Origin of the sequence: Roseibium litorale (genome assembly GCF_014842915.1) — a bacterium.
GTDB classification, from domain to species: domain Bacteria; phylum Pseudomonadota; class Alphaproteobacteria; order Rhizobiales; family Stappiaceae; genus Roseibium; species Roseibium litorale.
In genome coordinates this window covers 181067-197305 of sequence record NZ_JACYXI010000002.1, presented here as the reverse complement: position 1 = coordinate 197305, position 16239 = coordinate 181067, and the positions used below count along the sequence as shown (strand labels likewise).

Annotated in this window: 15 protein-coding genes; 8 read left to right on the top strand and 7 right to left on the bottom strand. The window is 59.6% G+C overall.

The genetic code is table 11. The features are described 5' to 3' along the window. Nucleotides 1–26 precede the first annotated feature (26 nt). From IG616_RS04905 to tgt, 5 genes are all read left to right on the top strand, one after another. Entirely contained in the window at nt 27–566 is a 540-nt protein-coding gene (locus tag IG616_RS04905; protein ID WP_192147015.1) for a peptidylprolyl isomerase, read from the top strand. Nucleotides 567–640: 74 nt separating this feature from the next. Then, entirely contained in the window at nt 641–1102 is a 462-nt protein-coding gene (locus tag IG616_RS04900; RefSeq protein WP_192147240.1) for a peptidylprolyl isomerase, read from the top strand. Beyond that, nucleotides 1102–1506, top strand: coding sequence for a VOC family protein (locus tag IG616_RS04895; protein WP_192147014.1), 405 nt, complete (start codon nt 1102–1104; stop codon nt 1504–1506). The genes IG616_RS04900 and IG616_RS04895 overlap by 1 nt, the downstream gene beginning before the upstream one ends. A 52-nt stretch (nt 1507–1558) precedes the next feature. Continuing rightward, on the top strand, nt 1559–2656 hold the full coding sequence (gene queA, locus IG616_RS04890) for a tRNA preQ1(34) S-adenosylmethionine ribosyltransferase-isomerase QueA (RefSeq protein WP_192147013.1): 1098 nt from the start codon (nt 1559–1561) through the stop codon (nt 2654–2656). 4 nt (nt 2657–2660) lie between these two features. Continuing rightward, complete coding sequence (gene tgt, locus IG616_RS04885; protein WP_192147012.1) at nt 2661–3812, top strand: tRNA guanosine(34) transglycosylase Tgt; 1152 nt, start codon at nt 2661–2663, stop codon at nt 3810–3812. 30 nt (nt 3813–3842) lie between these two features. Here tgt and IG616_RS04880 read toward each other — a convergent pair whose 3' ends face one another. From IG616_RS04880 to galU, 3 genes are all read right to left on the bottom strand, one after another. Next, a complete protein-coding gene (locus tag IG616_RS04880; RefSeq protein WP_192147011.1) occupies nt 3843–4280 on the bottom strand; it encodes a DUF4864 domain-containing protein in 438 nt (145 codons plus the stop codon). 158 nt (nt 4281–4438) lie between these two features. Continuing rightward, nucleotides 4439–5743 (bottom strand): nucleotide sugar dehydrogenase, encoded by a 1305-nt coding sequence (locus IG616_RS04875; protein WP_192147010.1) that lies wholly within the window; start codon nt 5741–5743, stop codon nt 4439–4441. Nucleotides 5744–5860: 117 nt separating this feature from the next. Then, entirely contained in the window at nt 5861–6763 is a 903-nt protein-coding gene (gene galU, locus IG616_RS04870; RefSeq protein ID WP_192147009.1) for a UTP--glucose-1-phosphate uridylyltransferase GalU, read from the bottom strand. Nucleotides 6764–7087: 324 nt separating this feature from the next. Here galU and kdsA point away from each other — a divergent pair, with 324 nt between their 5' ends. After that, nucleotides 7088–7930, top strand: coding sequence for a 3-deoxy-8-phosphooctulonate synthase (gene kdsA, locus IG616_RS04865; protein ID WP_192147008.1), 843 nt, complete (start codon nt 7088–7090; stop codon nt 7928–7930). A 105-nt stretch (nt 7931–8035) separates the two neighbouring features. Continuing rightward, on the top strand, nt 8036–9310 hold the full coding sequence (gene eno, locus IG616_RS04860) for a phosphopyruvate hydratase (protein ID WP_192147007.1): 1275 nt from the start codon (nt 8036–8038) through the stop codon (nt 9308–9310). A gap of 76 nt (nt 9311–9386) precedes the next feature. Here eno and IG616_RS04855 read toward each other — a convergent pair whose 3' ends face one another. From IG616_RS04855 to IG616_RS04840, 4 genes are all read right to left on the bottom strand, one after another. Then, entirely contained in the window at nt 9387–10070 is a 684-nt protein-coding gene (locus IG616_RS04855; protein WP_192147006.1) for a DsbA family oxidoreductase, read from the bottom strand. 90 nt (nt 10071–10160) lie between these two features. After that, on the bottom strand, nt 10161–11342 hold the full coding sequence (locus IG616_RS04850; RefSeq protein ID WP_209007289.1) for a response regulator: 1182 nt from the start codon (nt 11340–11342) through the stop codon (nt 10161–10163). 38 nt (nt 11343–11380) lie between these two features. Then, nucleotides 11381–13009 (bottom strand): class I adenylate-forming enzyme family protein, encoded by a 1629-nt coding sequence (locus IG616_RS04845; protein WP_192147005.1) that lies wholly within the window; start codon nt 13007–13009, stop codon nt 11381–11383. A gap of 21 nt (nt 13010–13030) precedes the next feature. Continuing rightward, nucleotides 13031–14923, bottom strand: coding sequence for an extracellular solute-binding protein (locus IG616_RS04840; protein ID WP_425504150.1), 1893 nt, complete (start codon nt 14921–14923; stop codon nt 13031–13033). 336 nt (nt 14924–15259) lie between these two features. On the opposite strand from IG616_RS04840, the gene IG616_RS04835 reads away from it, so the two are divergent. Next, nucleotides 15260–15883 (top strand): invasion associated locus B family protein, encoded by a 624-nt coding sequence (locus IG616_RS04835; RefSeq protein ID WP_192147004.1) that lies wholly within the window; start codon nt 15260–15262, stop codon nt 15881–15883. Nucleotides 15884–16239 lie beyond the last annotated feature (356 nt).

Sequence of the window (16239 nt, the reverse complement as noted above, 5' to 3'; positions counted from 1 at the left end):
CTCTCAAGATCCGAACGGAGTTCCACGTGTCACGTATTCTTTCCATTTTCGCGGTGATTGCATCCCTGCTGATCGCCACGGTTCCGGTTCGCGCCGAAACCCTTGATCCTGAAAACACCATCTATCTCGACCTGAAGGATGGCCGTGTCGTCATCAAGCTGCGCCCGGATCTGGCGCCCAAGCATGTCGAGCGGATCAAGAAGCTGACCCGCGAAGGCTTTTATGACGGCATCGTCTTCCACCGCGTGATCGATGGCTTCATGGCGCAGACCGGTGATCCCACCGGCACCGGCATGGGCGGCTCCGAAGAGCCGGACCTCAAGGCCGAATTCAACGATGCGCCCTTCAAGCGCGGCGTTCTGGGCATGGCGCGCGCCGCAAGCCCGGACAGCGCCAATTCCCAGTTCTTCATCATGTTCGCCGACGGCGAGTGGTTGAACGGCGAATATACGGTCTGGGGCGAAGTCGTCTCCGGCATGGAATTCGTTGACAAGATCGCGAAGGGTGAGCCGCCGGCAAATCCCGACAAGATCATCAAGATGCAGGTTGCGGCCGACGCCAAGTGACCTGACGCACCTAACCTTTCCAGAAATAGGGCGAGAGCCTGGTTAAAGACGAACGGAGACAAGTCATGGCCGATATCAAAGATCCGGAAAACACGCTGCTGATGGAAACCACCGTCGGTAATGTCGTGATCGAAATGAAGCCGGAACTGGCACCGAACCACGTTGCCCGCATCAAGGAACTGGCTCGCGAAGGCTTCTACAACGGCATCGTGTTCCACCGCGTCATCGAAGGCTTCATGGCTCAGACCGGCTGCCCGCATGGCACTGGCACCGGCGGTTCCGGCAAGAAGCTCAAGGCAGAGTTCAACAAGGCTCACCATGGCCGCGGCGTCTGCTCCATGGCCCGCGCCCAGAACCCGGACTCCGGTGACAGCCAGTTCTTCATCTGCTTTGCAGACGCAGGCTTCCTGGACGGCCAGTACACCGTCTGGGGTGAAGTGATCGAAGGCATGGAAAACGTCGACAAGATCAAGCGCGGCGAGCCGGTCCAGAACCCGGACAAGATCGTTTCGCTCAAGGTCGCAGCAGACGCCTGATGACGGCGCCTGCGGCCGGATATCCGACCCTGCGCGTGGCGAGGCCAGCCAATGACCTCGCCGCGCTGCACCGCTTTTATTGTGATGGCGCTGGCTTTTCCGAACTGACCAGCTTCGATCACAATGGCTATCAAGGCCTCATCCTGGGCTTTCCCGAAGCCAAGTGGCATCTGGAACTCTTGCGGGAGGAGGGCGTCGAAGCTCCCCGCTGCAACAGTGACGAGCATCTTCTGGTTCTCTACATACCTGATGACCAGCTGTGGCAGACGGCCATTGATCGCATGCAGCGCCATGGCTATAAGCCAGTCCCGTCGCACAATCCCTATTGGGACGATGCCGGCATGACATTCGAGGATCCGGAAGGCTACCGGATCGTCTTTCAAAGAAGAGCCTGGACGCTTTAGGCAGTGATCTGCCTGACCGGTCTTGACCGGGGCGGACCGCCGGAAGAGACCCATGCGCGTAGACCTGTTCGACTTCGAGCTCCCGAATGAGCGGATTGCCCTGCGTCCCGCACGCCCGCGCGATTCTGCACGCCTGCTGGTGGTCAGACCCGACGGGACACCGGAACTGACGGACAGCATCGTCAGCGCACTGCCAGACTGGCTGGAGCCAGGTGACGCGCTGGTTTTCAACGACACGAAGGTGATCCCGGCCCAGCTGGAGGGCACGCGCACGCGCGGCGGCGCCACGGCGAAAATCGGCGCGACCCTGCACCTGCGGGCTGGCGACGACCGCTGGTGGGCGTTTGTCCGGCCCGCCAAGAAGCTTGTCATCGGCGACCGTGTCCGCTTTGGCGGCGAAGGCAGCACCTGTCTTGCCGGGACGCTGGATGCCACCGTTGCCGAAAAAGGCGAGGCGGGCGAAGTTCTTCTGGTCTTCGATATCGCCGGTCCCGCTTTGGACGTAGCGATTGCCACTGTCGGCCACATTCCTCTGCCGCCCTATATTGCCGCTCAGCGTCCCGAAGACGAGCAGGACCGGTCCGACTATCAGACCATGTTTGCCGAGCGGGAAGGGGCAGTTGCCGCCCCAACAGCGGGCCTCCACTTCACGCCCGAGCTGTTGGAGAACCTCAAGGCACGCGGTGTCGAAACATATGGCGTGACCCTTCATGTCGGCGCCGGAACGTTTCTGCCGGTGAAAAGTGACGACACCGACGGCCACAAGATGCATGCCGAGTGGGGCGAGATCTCTGCGTCCACGGTTGCTGCCCTCAAGGCGGTGAAAGCCCGGGGCAACAAGGTTGTTGCCGTCGGCACCACGTCCTTGCGCATTCTCGAAAGCGCGTCGCAGGGCGAAGACGGGCTAGCCCCTTTCTGCGGGGAGACCCGGATCTTCATCACCCCCGGCTACCGGTTCCGCACCATCGACGCGCTGATGACCAACTTCCATCTGCCGCGCTCGACCCTCTTCATGCTGGTCTCGGCCTTTTCCGGCCTTGAGACCATGCACCGGGCCTATGTCCACGCCATCCAATCCGAATACCGCTTCTACAGCTATGGGGACTCTTCGCTGCTGTTTCCCCGGCTGACGCGCGAACAACAGGACTGACGCCATGAGCGCCTCCGCCAAGCCCTTTTCCTTCAAGCTGATCAAGACGGACGGTATGGCCCGCCGTGGGGAGATCTCCACGCCGCACGGCACCGTCCAGACCCCGGCCTTCATGCCGGTCGGCACCCAGGCGACCGTCAAGGCCATGTTCATGGATGATGTCGAGCAGACCGGCGCGGAAGTCGTGCTTGGCAACACCTATCACCTGATGCTGCGTCCCACCGCCGAGCGTGTCGACCGGCTGGGCGGGTTGCACAAGTTCATGAACTGGCCGCACACGATCCTGACCGACAGTGGCGGGTTTCAGGTCATGTCGCTTGCCCAGTTGCGCAAGCTGGACGAGGATGGCGTCAAGTTCCAGAGCCACATCGACGGCCAGCGCTACCACCTGACGCCGGAGCGTTCCATCGAGATCCAGGGGCTGCTCGGCTCCGATATCCAGATGCAGCTCGACGAATGCATCAAGCTGCCGTCGCCACCGGAGGAAGTGAAGCGCGCCATGGAGCTGTCGCTCCGCTGGGCCGAACGCTCCCGCCGCCAATTTGAGACCATGGGCGGGCCGGGCAAAGGGCAGGGGCTCTATGGCATCGTGCAGGGCGGCGATGTGCCCGATCTTCGCATCCGCTCAGCCGAGGAGCTCGGCAAGATGCCGTTCGAGGGCTATTCCGTCGGTGGTCTGGCTGTGGGGGAACCACAGGATGTAATGCTGCGCATGCTGGACATCACCACGCCGGTCATGCCCGCCGACAAGCCCCGCTATCTGATGGGCGTCGGCACCCCGGACGATCTTCTGGAAAGCGTCAAGCGCGGCATCGACCAGTTCGACTGCGTGATGCCGACCCGCGCAGGCCGCCATGGCCTTGCCTATACCCGCTTTGGCAAGGTCAACCTGAAGAACGCCCGCCACGCGGATGACCCGCGTCCACTGGATGAAGAGGCCGCGTGCCCGGCGGCCTCGACCTACAGCCGCGCCTATCTTCATCACCTGGTCCGCTGCGGTGAAGGCCTGGCTGCCATGCTGCTCACCTGGAACAACATCGCCTATTATCAGACCCTGATGAAGGGCATGCGCGATGCGATCGAGGCAGGCACCTTCGAGACTTTCTACAGCAAGACCAAGGAAGACTGGGCCAGGGGCGATATCGCCGCCCTCTAGTCCGGGACTGTCAGGCCGCAAGGTTCCCCGTCAGGCCGAAAGGCTTGGCGATTTGGTCAGATAGCAGCCGGAAATCTTCCAGCTGCCGTCTTCCTGTTGCTCGAAGCTGTAGAGCGCCAGCCAGCTGTTCCCGTCCGGGCCGGTCACATAGACCTCTTGAACGGGCCCCTGAGGTCCTGGCTTCACAGCTCCGAAGGACACATCCCGTGGACGGTAAACGGGCTGATAGCCCTGCCGGACCATATGCATAAAGAAGTCTGGCGTCTCAAACCTGTTTTGAAGATCCCGGCTTGCAAAAGAGAAAGCCTGTTCGGCATCGCCACGGGCGAAGGCATTCATCTGGCCGCGGATGATCTTTTGGAACGCGGGGCTATCCCCGATTGCAGCCTCTTGCGCAGAGGCATTGCCCGCCAGACCAAAGGCCGCGGCAGATAAAACCCAAAGACAGAAAAAGCCTATGAACCGCATGACGGACCACTCCTTTTCGTAGGGGAATGGTCAGTATACGTCAGAATTCCCTTAAGGGATTGCTGGTAATTTTAGCAGGATTCTTTTGGGGGGAGCGCCCTCAATGCCGCAGGGTACGAGCTCGTTTGATATCCTCGGGTATACCGCCGCGACAAACCTCAGAGCCGCCAGAGCTGAACGTTGTCCGGGCAAAGGTAACGATCAAGGCGGGCAGGCAGATCCGCCACCAAACACGTTCCCACACCAAGATAAGGCGTAATCGCATCCCAGTTGCGCCCCCCCTCGAAAAGCGTGTCGTGGGGGACTGCGATGATTACCGCATCGGAACCCGTCAGGTCCTCTGGGGCGCTGAGATCAAGACCATATTCCCCGCGCACGTCCTCAGCATCTGCCATCGGATCCAGAATACGGACGTCCGCGCCGAAATCCTTCAGCTCCCGCACCAGATCCACGACCTTGGAATTGCGTGTGTCTGGCACATTCGCCTTGTAAGTCAGGCCGAGAACGGCAATTTTCGGCGGCATCTGGCGGCCAAGGCGGACACAGGCCTGAATGATCTTGCCGGCCACATAGGAAGGCATGGCCTCGTTGGTGCCGCGGCCGGCCAGAATGACCTGAGGGGTCAAGCCGATCTCATGCGCTTTGTGGGTGAGATAATAGGGGTCGACGCCAATGCAGTGGCCGCCAACGAGACCCGGCTGGAACGGCAGGAAGTTCCATTTGGTGGCAGACCCGGCAAGCACGTCGCGGGTATCGATCCCCATGGCGTGAAAGAGCATGGAGAGCTCGTTCATCAGGGCAATGTTGAGATCGCGCTGGGTGTTCTCGATCACCTTGGCAGCTTCCGCCACCTTGATCGAAGGCGCCTCGTGAATGCCTGCGGTCACCACGCTGCCATAAAGCGCGGACAGGAACTTCACTGTGGCGGGAGTGCTGCCGGAGACGATCTTGACGATGTCCTTGAAATCCCGGTCCGGATCGCCCGGATTGATCCGTTCCGGGGAGTAACCGACTTCGAACCCGGCACCGAAACGAAGCCCGGAACCGGCTTCAAGGATCGGAACCGCAACATCTTCCGTTGCACCTGGGAAAACAGTTGATTCAAACACGACCACCGCTCCGGGACGCAGGGCAGGCGCGACGGCACGGGCAGCATTGGCAAACGGCGTGAGGTCAGGCCGCTTGGCCTTGTCCACCGGAGTTGGTACCGCAACGATGTAAACGTCAAATCCGGCAAGATCCGCCGGATCAGAACTGACCGTCAGGCTGCATTGGCGGAGCCGCCCGGACGTAACGGAAGAGGTGCTGTCCTTTCCGGAGCGAAGCTCTGAGACCCGGCTTTCCTTGATGTCGAACCCCAAAACCTCGTAACCGGCTTCGGCAAAGGCGACCGCGACGGGCAGCCCCACATAGCCCAGACCGATGACGGCGATCCGGGTGTCTTCCAAAGCAATGACGGTCATGGGGGAGGAAACCTTTAGGGAACAAAGAAAAACCGGGTGCCAAGGACACGCCATGGCCACCCGGTTCTCTCCTAGCCGGAAGCTGCCGGTGAATGCAAGCGGCAGCCGGAAGTCGGTTTACTCCGCAGCGGCCATCAGGCCTTTTTCACCGATCATCTCCCTCAGAAGCGGCAGAAGCTCGCGGGAGAGCTCCGGATCTTCGAGGGCATAGGCGATGTTGGCGCTGAGGAAGCCTGCCTTGGAACCACAGTCATAGGTCTGACCCGTGAAACGCAGGCCGGTGAAGGTCTGCTTGCCCATCAAGGTCAGCATGGCATCGGTCAACTGGATCTCACCACCGGCGCCGGTTTCCTGATTTTCAAGCAAATCAAAAATTTCTGGCTGCAGAATGTAGCGGCCGTTGATGTAGAGGTTTGACGGCGCGGTGCCCTGAGCAGGCTTTTCCACCATGCCCTTGATCCCGAAGGTCAGGTCGTTCTGGTCACCGTCAATTTCGACGATACCGTAATTGTGTGTCTGGTCTTCCGGCACGGCCTCTACCGAGATCACGTTGCCGCCCTTCTGGTTATAGACATCGACCATCTGGCTCAGACAGCCCGGGTTCGACTTCATGATCATGTCCGGCAGAAGAATCGCGAAAGGCTCACGGCCGATGATGTCGCGGGCACACCAGATGGCATGGCCAAGACCAAGCGGATCCTGCTGGCGGGTGAAGCTGGTGGCGCCTGCAACCGGGCGCAGCTTATCGAGCAGATCAAGCGCGGTTTTCTTGTTGCGGCTCTGAAGCGTATCTTCCAGTTCATAGGCGCGGTCAAAATGGTCTTCGATAACCTGCTTGTTCCGGCCCGTGACGAACACGATATGCTCAATCCCGGCAGCCTTGGCTTCCTCGACCACATATTGAACGATCGGACGGTCTACAATCGTCAGCATTTCCTTCGGCACTGCCTTGGTGGCTGGCAGGAAGCGCGTGCCAAGACCGGCAACGGGAAGGACGGCTTTACGGATCGGTTTTGTCATTCACTAATCTTCCAAATTTCAAAAGTTTAAAGCCCGGCGAAGAAACCCCGCTCCTGGTCGAGTGCTTATCGGGTTACAAACGCGCGAAACACAGCTTGGTTTCAAAAACAACGTTCATAGTGGCTGTTTCGAGGCGAACCGGCCCTGCTCGACGGCTTTGAACATTATATATTTTTTCCGCAATTGAACAGAGAGCCTTTATCGTTAGCAAATGAACCCGCGAATCTTGCGGCCCTTGCCAAGAAAGGCTATGGAACGGGCGATTTCCAAAGTGGCTTTGCGAAGTGAAGAACAGCCTGGCCACGTTTCCATAAGGAATGCCTCATGTCCCAGCCGAACAGTCAGGTTCGTGTCGGCAATGTCACCTTTGACAATGCAGCTCCCTTCAGCCTGATCGCTGGTCCCTGTCAGATGGAAAGCCGCGCGCATGTTCTGGAATGCGCGGCAGCTGTGAAGGAGATCGCTGGCACTCTCGGCATTCCGGTTGTGTTCAAGTCGTCCTTCGATAAGGCCAACCGCACGTCTCTGTCCGCTTCGCGAGGGGTTGGGCTCAAGGACGCCCTGCCGGTTTTTGCCGAGATCAGGGAAACCTACGGCCTTCCTGTTCTGACCGACATCCACTCCGCCGATCAGTGTGCTCCGGTCGCTGAGGTGGTCGATGTGCTTCAGATACCAGCATTCCTGTGCCGCCAAACCGACCTTCTCGTTGCCGCAGCCAACACCGGCGCGATCGTCAACGTCAAGAAAGGCCAGTTCCTGGCCCCTTGGGACATGAAGAACGTGCTGACGAAAATTGTCGAAAGCGGCAATCCGAATGTTCTTTTGACCGAGCGTGGTGTGAGCTTCGGCTACAATACTCTGGTGAGCGATTTCCGCGCCCTGCCGATCATGGCCGAGACCGGCGCTCCCGTCGTGTTCGACGCGACCCATTCCGTGCAGCAGCCAGGCGGTCTTGGCGGCGCATCCGGTGGTGACCGGCGCATGGTACCGGTGCTTGCACGCGCGGCAGTGGCCGTGGGCGTTGGCGGCCTCTTCATCGAAACCCACCCCGATCCGGACACCGCCCCATCTGATGGACCGAATATGATCGCCCTGAAGGATCTGGGCGCGCTTCTGTCCGAGCTCAAGGCCATCGATGCCGTGGTGAAAGCCCGCGCCACCGTTTGATTTTTACTTTAAGGGCCGTCCGGTTGGGCAGCCCTTCGCAATTGGACCCAAACCTCCCCGGCAGGTCCGCATCTGCCGCCCGGCGGCAAACACAGGAGTTGATCTATGACCGCAATCATCGACATCAAGGCCCGCGAGATCCTCGACAGCCGCGGCAACCCGACCGTCGAAGTGGACGTGTTTCTGGAAGACGGATCTTTCGGCCGCGCGGCTGTTCCGTCAGGAGCATCCACCGGCGCCCATGAAGCCGTGGAGCTTCGCGATGGCGGCTCCCGCTACCTGGGCAAGGGTGTCGAACAGGCCGTTGATGCCGTGAATGGCGAGATCTTCGATACCGTTTCCGGTCTTGATGCGGAAGAACAGCTCAAGATCGACCAGGCCATGATCGAGCTGGACGGCACCGAGAACAAGGGCCGTCTTGGCGCAAACGCCATCCTCGGCGTGTCCCTCGCGGTTGCCCGCGCTGCTGCTCAGGCCTCTGGCCTGCCGCTTTACCGCTACGTCGGCGGCACCTCTGCCCGCACCCTGCCGGTTCCGATGATGAACATCATCAACGGCGGCGCGCATGCGGACAACCCGATCGACTTCCAGGAATTCATGATCATGCCGGTTGGCGCGTCTTCTCTGAAGGAAGCCGTCCGCATGGGATCGGAAGTGTTCCACACCCTCAAGAAGGCTCTGAACGACGCTGGCCACAACACCAACGTCGGTGACGAAGGCGGCTTTGCGCCGAACCTGGAATCCACCGATGCGGCCATCGGCTTCGTCATGAAGGCCATCGAGAAGGCAGGTTATAAGCCGGGCGAAGACATGTTCCTCGCACTCGATGCTGCCTCCACCGAATTCTTCAAGGATGGCAAGTACGTTCTGGCTGGCGAAGGCAAGACGCTTTCTCCGGAAGAAATGGCCAAGTACCTGGAGGATCTGGCTGCCCGTTACCCGATCATCTCGATCGAAGACGGTCTGGCAGAAGACGACTGGGCTGGCTGGAAAGCGGCGACCGATCTTTTCGGCTCCAAATGCCAGCTGGTGGGTGACGACCTGTTCGTGACCAACTCCAAGCGTCTGCGCCGCGGCATTTCCGAGGGAATCGCCAACTCGATCCTGATCAAGGTCAACCAGATCGGCACCCTGTCCGAGACCCTGGACGCCGTCGAGACTGCTCACAAGGCTGGTTACACCGCTGTCATGTCTCACCGCTCGGGTGAAACTGAAGACGCGACCATTGCCGACCTGGCAGTTGCCACCAACTGCGGTCAGATCAAGACTGGCTCTCTGGCCCGGTCCGACCGGCTCGCCAAGTACAACCAGCTCATCCGCATCGAGGAAGAGCTGGGCGGTCAGGCAATCTACGCAGGCCGTTCGATCCTGCGCGGCTAATCTTTTTCACGTTTAAAGACAAAGCCCCCGGAACCTGCGGTTCCGGGGGCTTTCTTGTTTGGCTTCAAGGCAACTCTCACAGCGGAGAGGGAGGCGCTTGTGTCCCGTCGCCCGGACGTGTTTCCTCAGCATGGCGCAAAGCGGCAGCCAGTGTTTCGGCAGCTTCCGCACCAGCGACCGCAAACCGGCCATCGATGACGAAGAACGGCACGCCGGTTACGCCGATCTGCCGGGCCTTGGAGATCTGCTTGCGGGTTTTCTCCACATCGGAATCCGTATCGAGAAGCTGCTCGACAAGGTCTTCTTCCAGCCCGACTTCCTTCGCGATTGAAATAAGCGTTTCGGCCTTTGTCAGATCTTCGCCCTTGACGAAAAAGGCCTGGAACAGGCGTTCGACCATTTCGGTCTGCTTGCCTTCCGCCTTGGCCCAGAGGATGAGACGGTGCGCATCCAGAGTGTTCGGGCAGACTTCAATCTTGTCGAAGGCAAAATCGATGTTCTCTTCCGCGCCGATCTGCTCGATCCGGTCATGAATTGTGTCAATTCGGTCCGGACCGAACTTGTCCAGAAGATAGCGGCGCCGGTCCTTGCCTTCGAGAGGCAGGGTTTCGTCGAGCTGATAAGGATGCCAGCGAACCAGGACGGGAAGGTCCGGCACCATCGCGAGAGCCGCCTCCAAACGGCGTTTGCCGATGTAGCACCAGGGGCACATGACATCGGAAACGATATCGATGGAAATCGGGGCAGCGGAAGACGTCATGTTGGTTCCTCAGGAAGGCATATCCGGAAGTCTGGGTCTCTGGTCCCGGCATTTTATGAAATGGATCAAACCTGCACAGTCGCGGTCCGGTCAAAGTCTTGTGTGCCCAAGGATAGCACTGATCCGGGATTTCAGCCTCTCGCATCCGCGCTCGCTCTTGAGGACGGCAACGGGTCCGAGATCGCGGACGAAGCAGACGAGATCTTCCTCACGGCTGGTCGCATCGGCAATCGACAGCACTGTTCCGCAGAGATCGGGAGCAAGCTGGCCGGTAAAGTTGTTGTTTGGCGGAACATCGGGAAGCAGGCTGATCTGCCAGATCATCAGACCGCGCGCGGAAAGCGCCTTTGCGGCCTGATTGAGATAGTTATCGTAGTCGCGGCGCTTCAAGCCGCCGGATTGCAGCTGCTGCATCAGCCACTTCCGGCTTTCCGCCAGAACTCGGTCTGCCAGCCTGCGGCGTTTGCCAAGCCGGATCGCGGTGGCAAGCCTCTGCCTGAGCATGTCCTGGGACAGGGGAGCGAGCAGAACGTCGTTGGCACCGGCGTCGTAGAAAACCGGCAGATCGCCTGCAAAACCCGTCACCGCCAGAACCGGAATCGAGGCAAACCGCGCATCCCGTCTCAGACAACGAAGGTTTTCAAGCACATCGTCGAAAGCGCCGTCGAGAATGACCGCATCGAAGGCCCGCTGGGAGAGATACTCCTCGCCCATGCGTTGATCGAAGGCGCCGATCACATCCACATTCTTCTGCCGGGCCTGCATGACATCGAGAAACCGGCCGCCAAACCCGATGACAAGAAGACCGCCCCGTCCTGAGTAATGGGGGGCTGCGCCATAGCCTGGCACCCGGCCGAAGACCATGCGCCGGAGACGCGCCTCTTCAGACCGGATCAAAACCCGCTGCAAATCGCAGATCCGCTCGAACAACGCGGTTTGCGAGATGGTGCGGTTCAGAATTGCCGAGGCTTTCGGCTTCTCTGGAACAAGGGTGTCTTCCGTGCAGAAGTAAATCACGGGAACATCGCTTTGCAGCCCCTGAAGCTGGGCGGCCAGCCAGTTCAAAAACGGCTCGCGGATGTCCTCTGGGACTTGATCCGGGTCGATCAGGACGGAACTCGGCAGCGGAAAGGAAATGTCCTCATCCGCGGCAAACGCAGCCAGGAGATCGACATCAGCGCCAAGGCCCGGAATGCCGCTTGTGGGAACGGGCGGCGTCCGGCCAAGGAGCCAGGTCGGCCCCTGCCAGAGAAATGAGCTTTCAGAATCCATGAGCCGACACTAACCGTTTCGCTGAGACACTGAAAGTGTCACGCGACCTGAGCAGACATACGCTGGGTTCTCAAGGTCAGGCGTTCCCGGTCCACAGACCCGTCTTCCTGCCGGGGCAGGCTCTGCAGAACCAGAACGCGATGAGGTATGGCTGCCAGATCAACGCCCTGCGCGTCCAGATAGGAATAGAAGGCGCGCGCATCCGGCACCGTTCCAGAGGACGGAACCAGAGCAGCAAAGATTCTGCTGCCGAGCACTTCGTCTTCAACCAGAAAGGCAGCAGCTTCGCGCAAGCCAGGGAAACCCTTATAGGCTTCGTCCACCTGCTCCAGATCACCGACACCCTGGGCATAAACCCCAGGAATGCCGAACCCCAGCAAACCGCCGTCATGAGTCAGAACCATAATGCCGGTTTCCAGAAAGCCTTCGGCATCCTTCTTGACCCGCTTGTGGTCCGGGATCGTCGGCCAGTCCGTCCCCGGAACAACAGCGCCCTTGACCAGCAGCGTTCCCGGATAATTGGCAGTGATACCGTCCTTCAGACCGATTTCCAGAAGAGCCGCACCGGCTTGGCTGCCCTCAGGCCCCAGCGGCTTTCCCACGGGCACAGCCGCGACCTCCTCGCTAGTCCGCTTTTTTGCGACCAGGGCATATTCATCAGCGATATGCAGATCAATCAGTGGATGGCGGGGCGTAAACCGGCCCGGCAGCGGGGCCGCGATGTTCCATGCGGCGACAATCGCAGCGTCCTTGGACGCGATTCCGCGGTCAATAATCTGAGCCAGCGGCCCGGGCGCCAGAATGTAATCTGCCTTGACCGCGTTCGCATGCCGGGCGAGGACGGGCAGGGACGTGGGATGGTGCAAATGCAAAGTGCCACCGCACATGAGCCAGGGGGCAACCCCGCCGCCCAGCCCGGTCAGGCCGCTCAAGGCATAAGGCACAAGGATCGCCGAGCCGTCTTTCAGACCGGTTTCACCCATGATCATCTGGGCTGCTGCCATCCAGTGGTTATGACTGCGTGTCACCGCCACCGTATCCTTGGAGGACCGGCTCCAGGAAATCGTCGCGATGTGGTCAGACGCCTCGTCCCGGGCTTGGGGAAGAGGAGGCAGGTCGTTGCCCATCTCGGCGAGCATCGGGCCAAGCTCGACCAATCCATCCGGCAGGTCGTGACCGAGGCCGAAAACGAACCGCAAGCTGAACAGCTCACCGGCGACATCCCGCGCGGCATGGGCCATCATGCGGGTCTCGACCCGGTCAGCTGCGATAAAGCCCTTAGCACCGATGGAGTTGAGCGCGCTCAGCACGTTCTTCTGGCGCCAGTGCAAAGGCAGCGGCGATACGATCAGCCCGGCACGCAAAGCCCCGAGAAAAGCCAGAACGGCGTCGACAGTATTGGGCGCCTGGAGACCCAGCACATAATCCGGCTGCATACCGATCGCGCCATAAAAGGCCGCCAGCCGGTCGATTTCCCGGTCAGCCTCCGCGTAGGTCAGCTGGCGCGGGGTGCCGCCGGTCCAGTCGCTCCGGTCCGGTGCATCCACCAGGGCAATCCGGTCCGGATGCGCGGCAGCGGTGGCCGCAAACAAGCCATCAAGGGTAACGTCTCCCCAGATACCGGCCTTCCGGTAGGTCTCCGCCTGCGTTTCGGTGATCACTTTCATCGTGTCAGATCCCGTATCCGGTCATTTGCCAGCTGCCTCGGCAGACCACCAGGTATCGAAGGAATTGCCATAGAGCGAGAAGGTCTCCGGCGGCTGAACCTTGCTGGCCCAGTAGCCGATCCATTCATCCGGCACATGGTGCAGCGGAACCGCATAGGCTCCCGAAATCAGAACCCGGTCGAGCGCGCGCACCGCAGAGACGAAATCCTCCTTGGTCCGCGCGGCAACTATAGCATCAATCAGCGCGTCGATCGCCGGACTATGCGCGCCAACGAAATTGAACGAGCCCTCCGCATCCGCCGATGCGCTGGACCAACGGCCATATTGCTCGCTACCCGGCGACAGGGACGAGATCCAGGTGTTGAAAACCATGTCGAACTGGCGTTTGGTGCGGCGGTCTTCGAACTGGGAAGGGTCGACAGCCCGGACGGAAATTTCGATGCCGAGCGCCTTCAGCGTGCGGGCATAGACCAGCGCCAGCTTCTCCTCATCCTCGTTCTTGGTCATGATCTCGAAGGTCAGCGGCTTGCCGCTGGCCAGATTGACCATTTTCCCATCCTTAATGTCATAGCCAGCGGATTTGAAGGCTTCGAGCGCCTGCCGCATCACCTTACGGTCGCGCCCCGAGCCATCGGCCTGTACCGGCTGCCATGTTCCATCCATCACATCCGGCGTAACAGCATCCGGGAAGGGGGCAAGCAGGGCCTTTTCGCGCTCATCCGCCGGACGCCCGACGGAGGACAGAATGGAGTTGTCCCAGTATCCGGCGGTCCTCCTGTAGAGGCCATGATACATGTTCCGGTTCACCCACTCGAAGTCATAGAGCATGGACAGGGCCCGGCGCAGCCGCACATCCTGAAAGACCTCCCGGCGGGTGTTGAAAGCGATTCCCTGCGTATTGGCAGGAATGCCCAGCTCCACAGAAAGCTGCTTGACCCGTCCGTCCTTGGCAGCGGGAAAGTCAAAGCCGGTGGCCCAGCGGGTGGGGTCACCGAATTTCAACGCATCGATCAGCCCCTTCTTGAAGGCTTCCTGAAGCGTTGTCTCGTCGCGGAAATACTCCACCCGGATCTCGTCGAAATTGTCGAACCCGGCTTTGACCGGCAGATCCTTTGCCCAATAATCCGGGTTCTTCTTCAAAACCGTGCGCTTGCCCGGATCAATCTCGGAAAAGACGTAAGGACCCGAGCCGACGAGCGGTTTGAGAGAGGACTTGTCGAAACTCTCCGCATCCGTTGAAGTTTTCGAGAAGACCGGCGCCAAAGCGATCAGCAAAGGCAGCTCGCGGTTATCGCCATTTTCGAACACGAGACGGATGGTCCGCTCCGCCGGAAACTCCTTGCGGACGATCTGCTTGTACCAGTTGCGGAACGGCGGTCGCCCCTTGTCCCGGATGATATCGAGAGAGAAAGCCACGTCCTCGACAGTGACCGGCGTGCCGTCGGAAAACTTCGCATCGGGATTGAGCGTGAATTCGATCCATTCCCGGCTGTTGGGCATGCGCACGCTTTCAGCCAGAAGCCCGTAGAGCGTGAAGGGCTCACCATAGGAGCGCATCATCAGGCTTTCCAGCACGTTGTTGCCGAACTCCCGCTCGCGCATGCCGCGGGCACTGGTCCAGCCGCCCTGGATGATGAAGGAGTTCATGCTGTCGAACGTGCCCTGAACCCCAAGCGTCAGCACGCCCCCCTTGGGCGCATCCGGGTTTGCAAAGGGCAGGGACTTGAAATCCGGCGGCAGAGCCGGTTCGCCATGCATGGCAATGGCGCTGACGGAGGGCACCGCTGCCTCTTCCGCAAGAGCGGTCTCTACAGAGAGCGGGGCGAGGGCCGAGACCACAAACACCAGCGCGCAGGCCGCTTGGACCGGCAGGCCGATCCGGGACAGGAAACGGCAAAAAGCGGATTGCATCATATTCAAGGGCTCAAGTCCGGCTTTGATTCTTGGGTGATGTTAACACAAGGCCCATTCTGGTGCCCCAATCGCTTCAAAACAAACTCCATTTATGCAACATTCAAGAGAAGATATTGACTTCGCGAGGGCAAGCAGTGCAGGTGGAGCTGCTTTGTAAAGGTGATTTGAAAACACACACGTTGAAAGCGTTAGCGTTGCAATTCCGCCACCCTCTTGCCCTATTCATCGGTCAACGGTGCGCCGGGCGATAAACCGCTGGCCGCAGCACTTGAAGTTGGCGCGTGAATGCAGCAGAACGGCGGTAGGTTCGCGGACGAACGTTTGAGGAAGGTTCGAATGACGAGTTTTTTCAAAAGAGGATTGATCGGCTGTGCGTTTGCTGCACTGGCAATCTCCTCTTCGGTGACAGGCGCTGCTGCGCAGAGCGAAGGGGATGAATCCCCCTGGATCAAGGTCTGTAACAAGGACCCCAAGGTCAACAAGCAGATCTGCCTCATCACTCAGGAATTGCGCACCAACACCGGCCAGTTCCTGGCGTCTGTTGCGCTGCGTGAAATCGAAGGCGAAGCCCGCAAGACCCTTCTGATCGCCGTCCCGCCGGGAATGCTGATTCAGCCGGGCCTGCGCGTTCAGGTCGATGCAGGTAAGCAGTCCGAAGGCAAGTACGGGATTTGTTTCCCGAACGCCTGCTATTCCGAGCTGGTTGTCGACGATGCCTTCATTGGCACGCTGAAAGCTGGCGGCAAACTGATCCTGACCACGCTGAACCAGCAGGCAAAGCCGATTCCGATGGAATTGACCCTTGCAGGCTTCACCAAGGTCTACACCGGCGCACCGACCGACGTTGCCGAACTGCAGCGCAAGCAGGAAGAGTTGCAGAACGAATTGCAGCGCCGCGCCGACGAAGCCCGCCAGAAGCTGATCGACGCTCAGAAGAATGCGGACGGCAAGCCGCAGTAATCTGCGCAGCCGGCAAGCTTGAAGATCTGAAGACGCCGTCCCCCAGGGGCGGCGTTTTTAATTCACGCCTAAATTTAAGTAGTCTTCGAACACTTCCAGCTGTTCCGATGGATCATAGCCAAAATAGTCTAAAAACTCTTCCCTTTTGTTCCAGTGCCAGTCGTCCTCAGGGTCTACCTCCTCATCGTGTGGGAAAAATCCAATTTTAATGTTGCACTCCTCTTCGACATGATCTACGTTAATGACAAGGTTCAAATTCTTAACCTGTTTTTCATAAAAAATAAGTTTTCAAGTATAGCTCACTCGTTGAGTGGCCGCAAATCAGGCTCAATGCATTGATTTTTCAAGATTTCGAT

What these genes read in the sequence shown, in the direction of transcription:
- IG616_RS04895 (WP_192147014.1), top strand. Translation starts at nt 1,102, where the DNA reads ATGACGGCGCCTGCGGCCGGATATCCGACCCTGCGCGTGGCGAGGCCA.
- queA (WP_192147013.1), top strand. Translation starts at nt 1,559, where the DNA reads ATGCGCGTAGACCTGTTCGACTTCGAGCTCCCGAATGAGCGGATTGCC.
- tgt (WP_192147012.1), top strand. Translation starts at nt 2,661, where the DNA reads ATGAGCGCCTCCGCCAAGCCCTTTTCCTTCAAGCTGATCAAGACGGAC.
- IG616_RS04880 (WP_192147011.1), bottom strand. Translation starts at nt 4,280, where the DNA reads ATGCGGTTCATAGGCTTTTTCTGTCTTTGGGTTTTATCTGCCGCGGCC.
- IG616_RS04875 (WP_192147010.1), bottom strand. Translation starts at nt 5,743, where the DNA reads ATGACCGTCATTGCTTTGGAAGACACCCGGATCGCCGTCATCGGTCTG.
- galU (WP_192147009.1), bottom strand. Translation starts at nt 6,763, where the DNA reads ATGACAAAACCGATCCGTAAAGCCGTCCTTCCCGTTGCCGGTCTTGGC.
- kdsA (WP_192147008.1), top strand. Translation starts at nt 7,088, where the DNA reads ATGTCCCAGCCGAACAGTCAGGTTCGTGTCGGCAATGTCACCTTTGAC.
- eno (WP_192147007.1), top strand. Translation starts at nt 8,036, where the DNA reads ATGACCGCAATCATCGACATCAAGGCCCGCGAGATCCTCGACAGCCGC.
- IG616_RS04855 (WP_192147006.1), bottom strand. Translation starts at nt 10,070, where the DNA reads ATGACGTCTTCCGCTGCCCCGATTTCCATCGATATCGTTTCCGATGTC.
- IG616_RS04850 (WP_209007289.1), bottom strand. Translation starts at nt 11,342, where the DNA reads ATGGATTCTGAAAGCTCATTTCTCTGGCAGGGGCCGACCTGGCTCCTT.
- IG616_RS04845 (WP_192147005.1), bottom strand. Translation starts at nt 13,009, where the DNA reads ATGAAAGTGATCACCGAAACGCAGGCGGAGACCTACCGGAAGGCCGGT.
- IG616_RS04840 (WP_425504150.1), bottom strand. Translation starts at nt 14,923, where the DNA reads ATGATGCAATCCGCTTTTTGCCGTTTCCTGTCCCGGATCGGCCTGCCG.
- IG616_RS04835 (WP_192147004.1), top strand. Translation starts at nt 15,260, where the DNA reads ATGACGAGTTTTTTCAAAAGAGGATTGATCGGCTGTGCGTTTGCTGCA.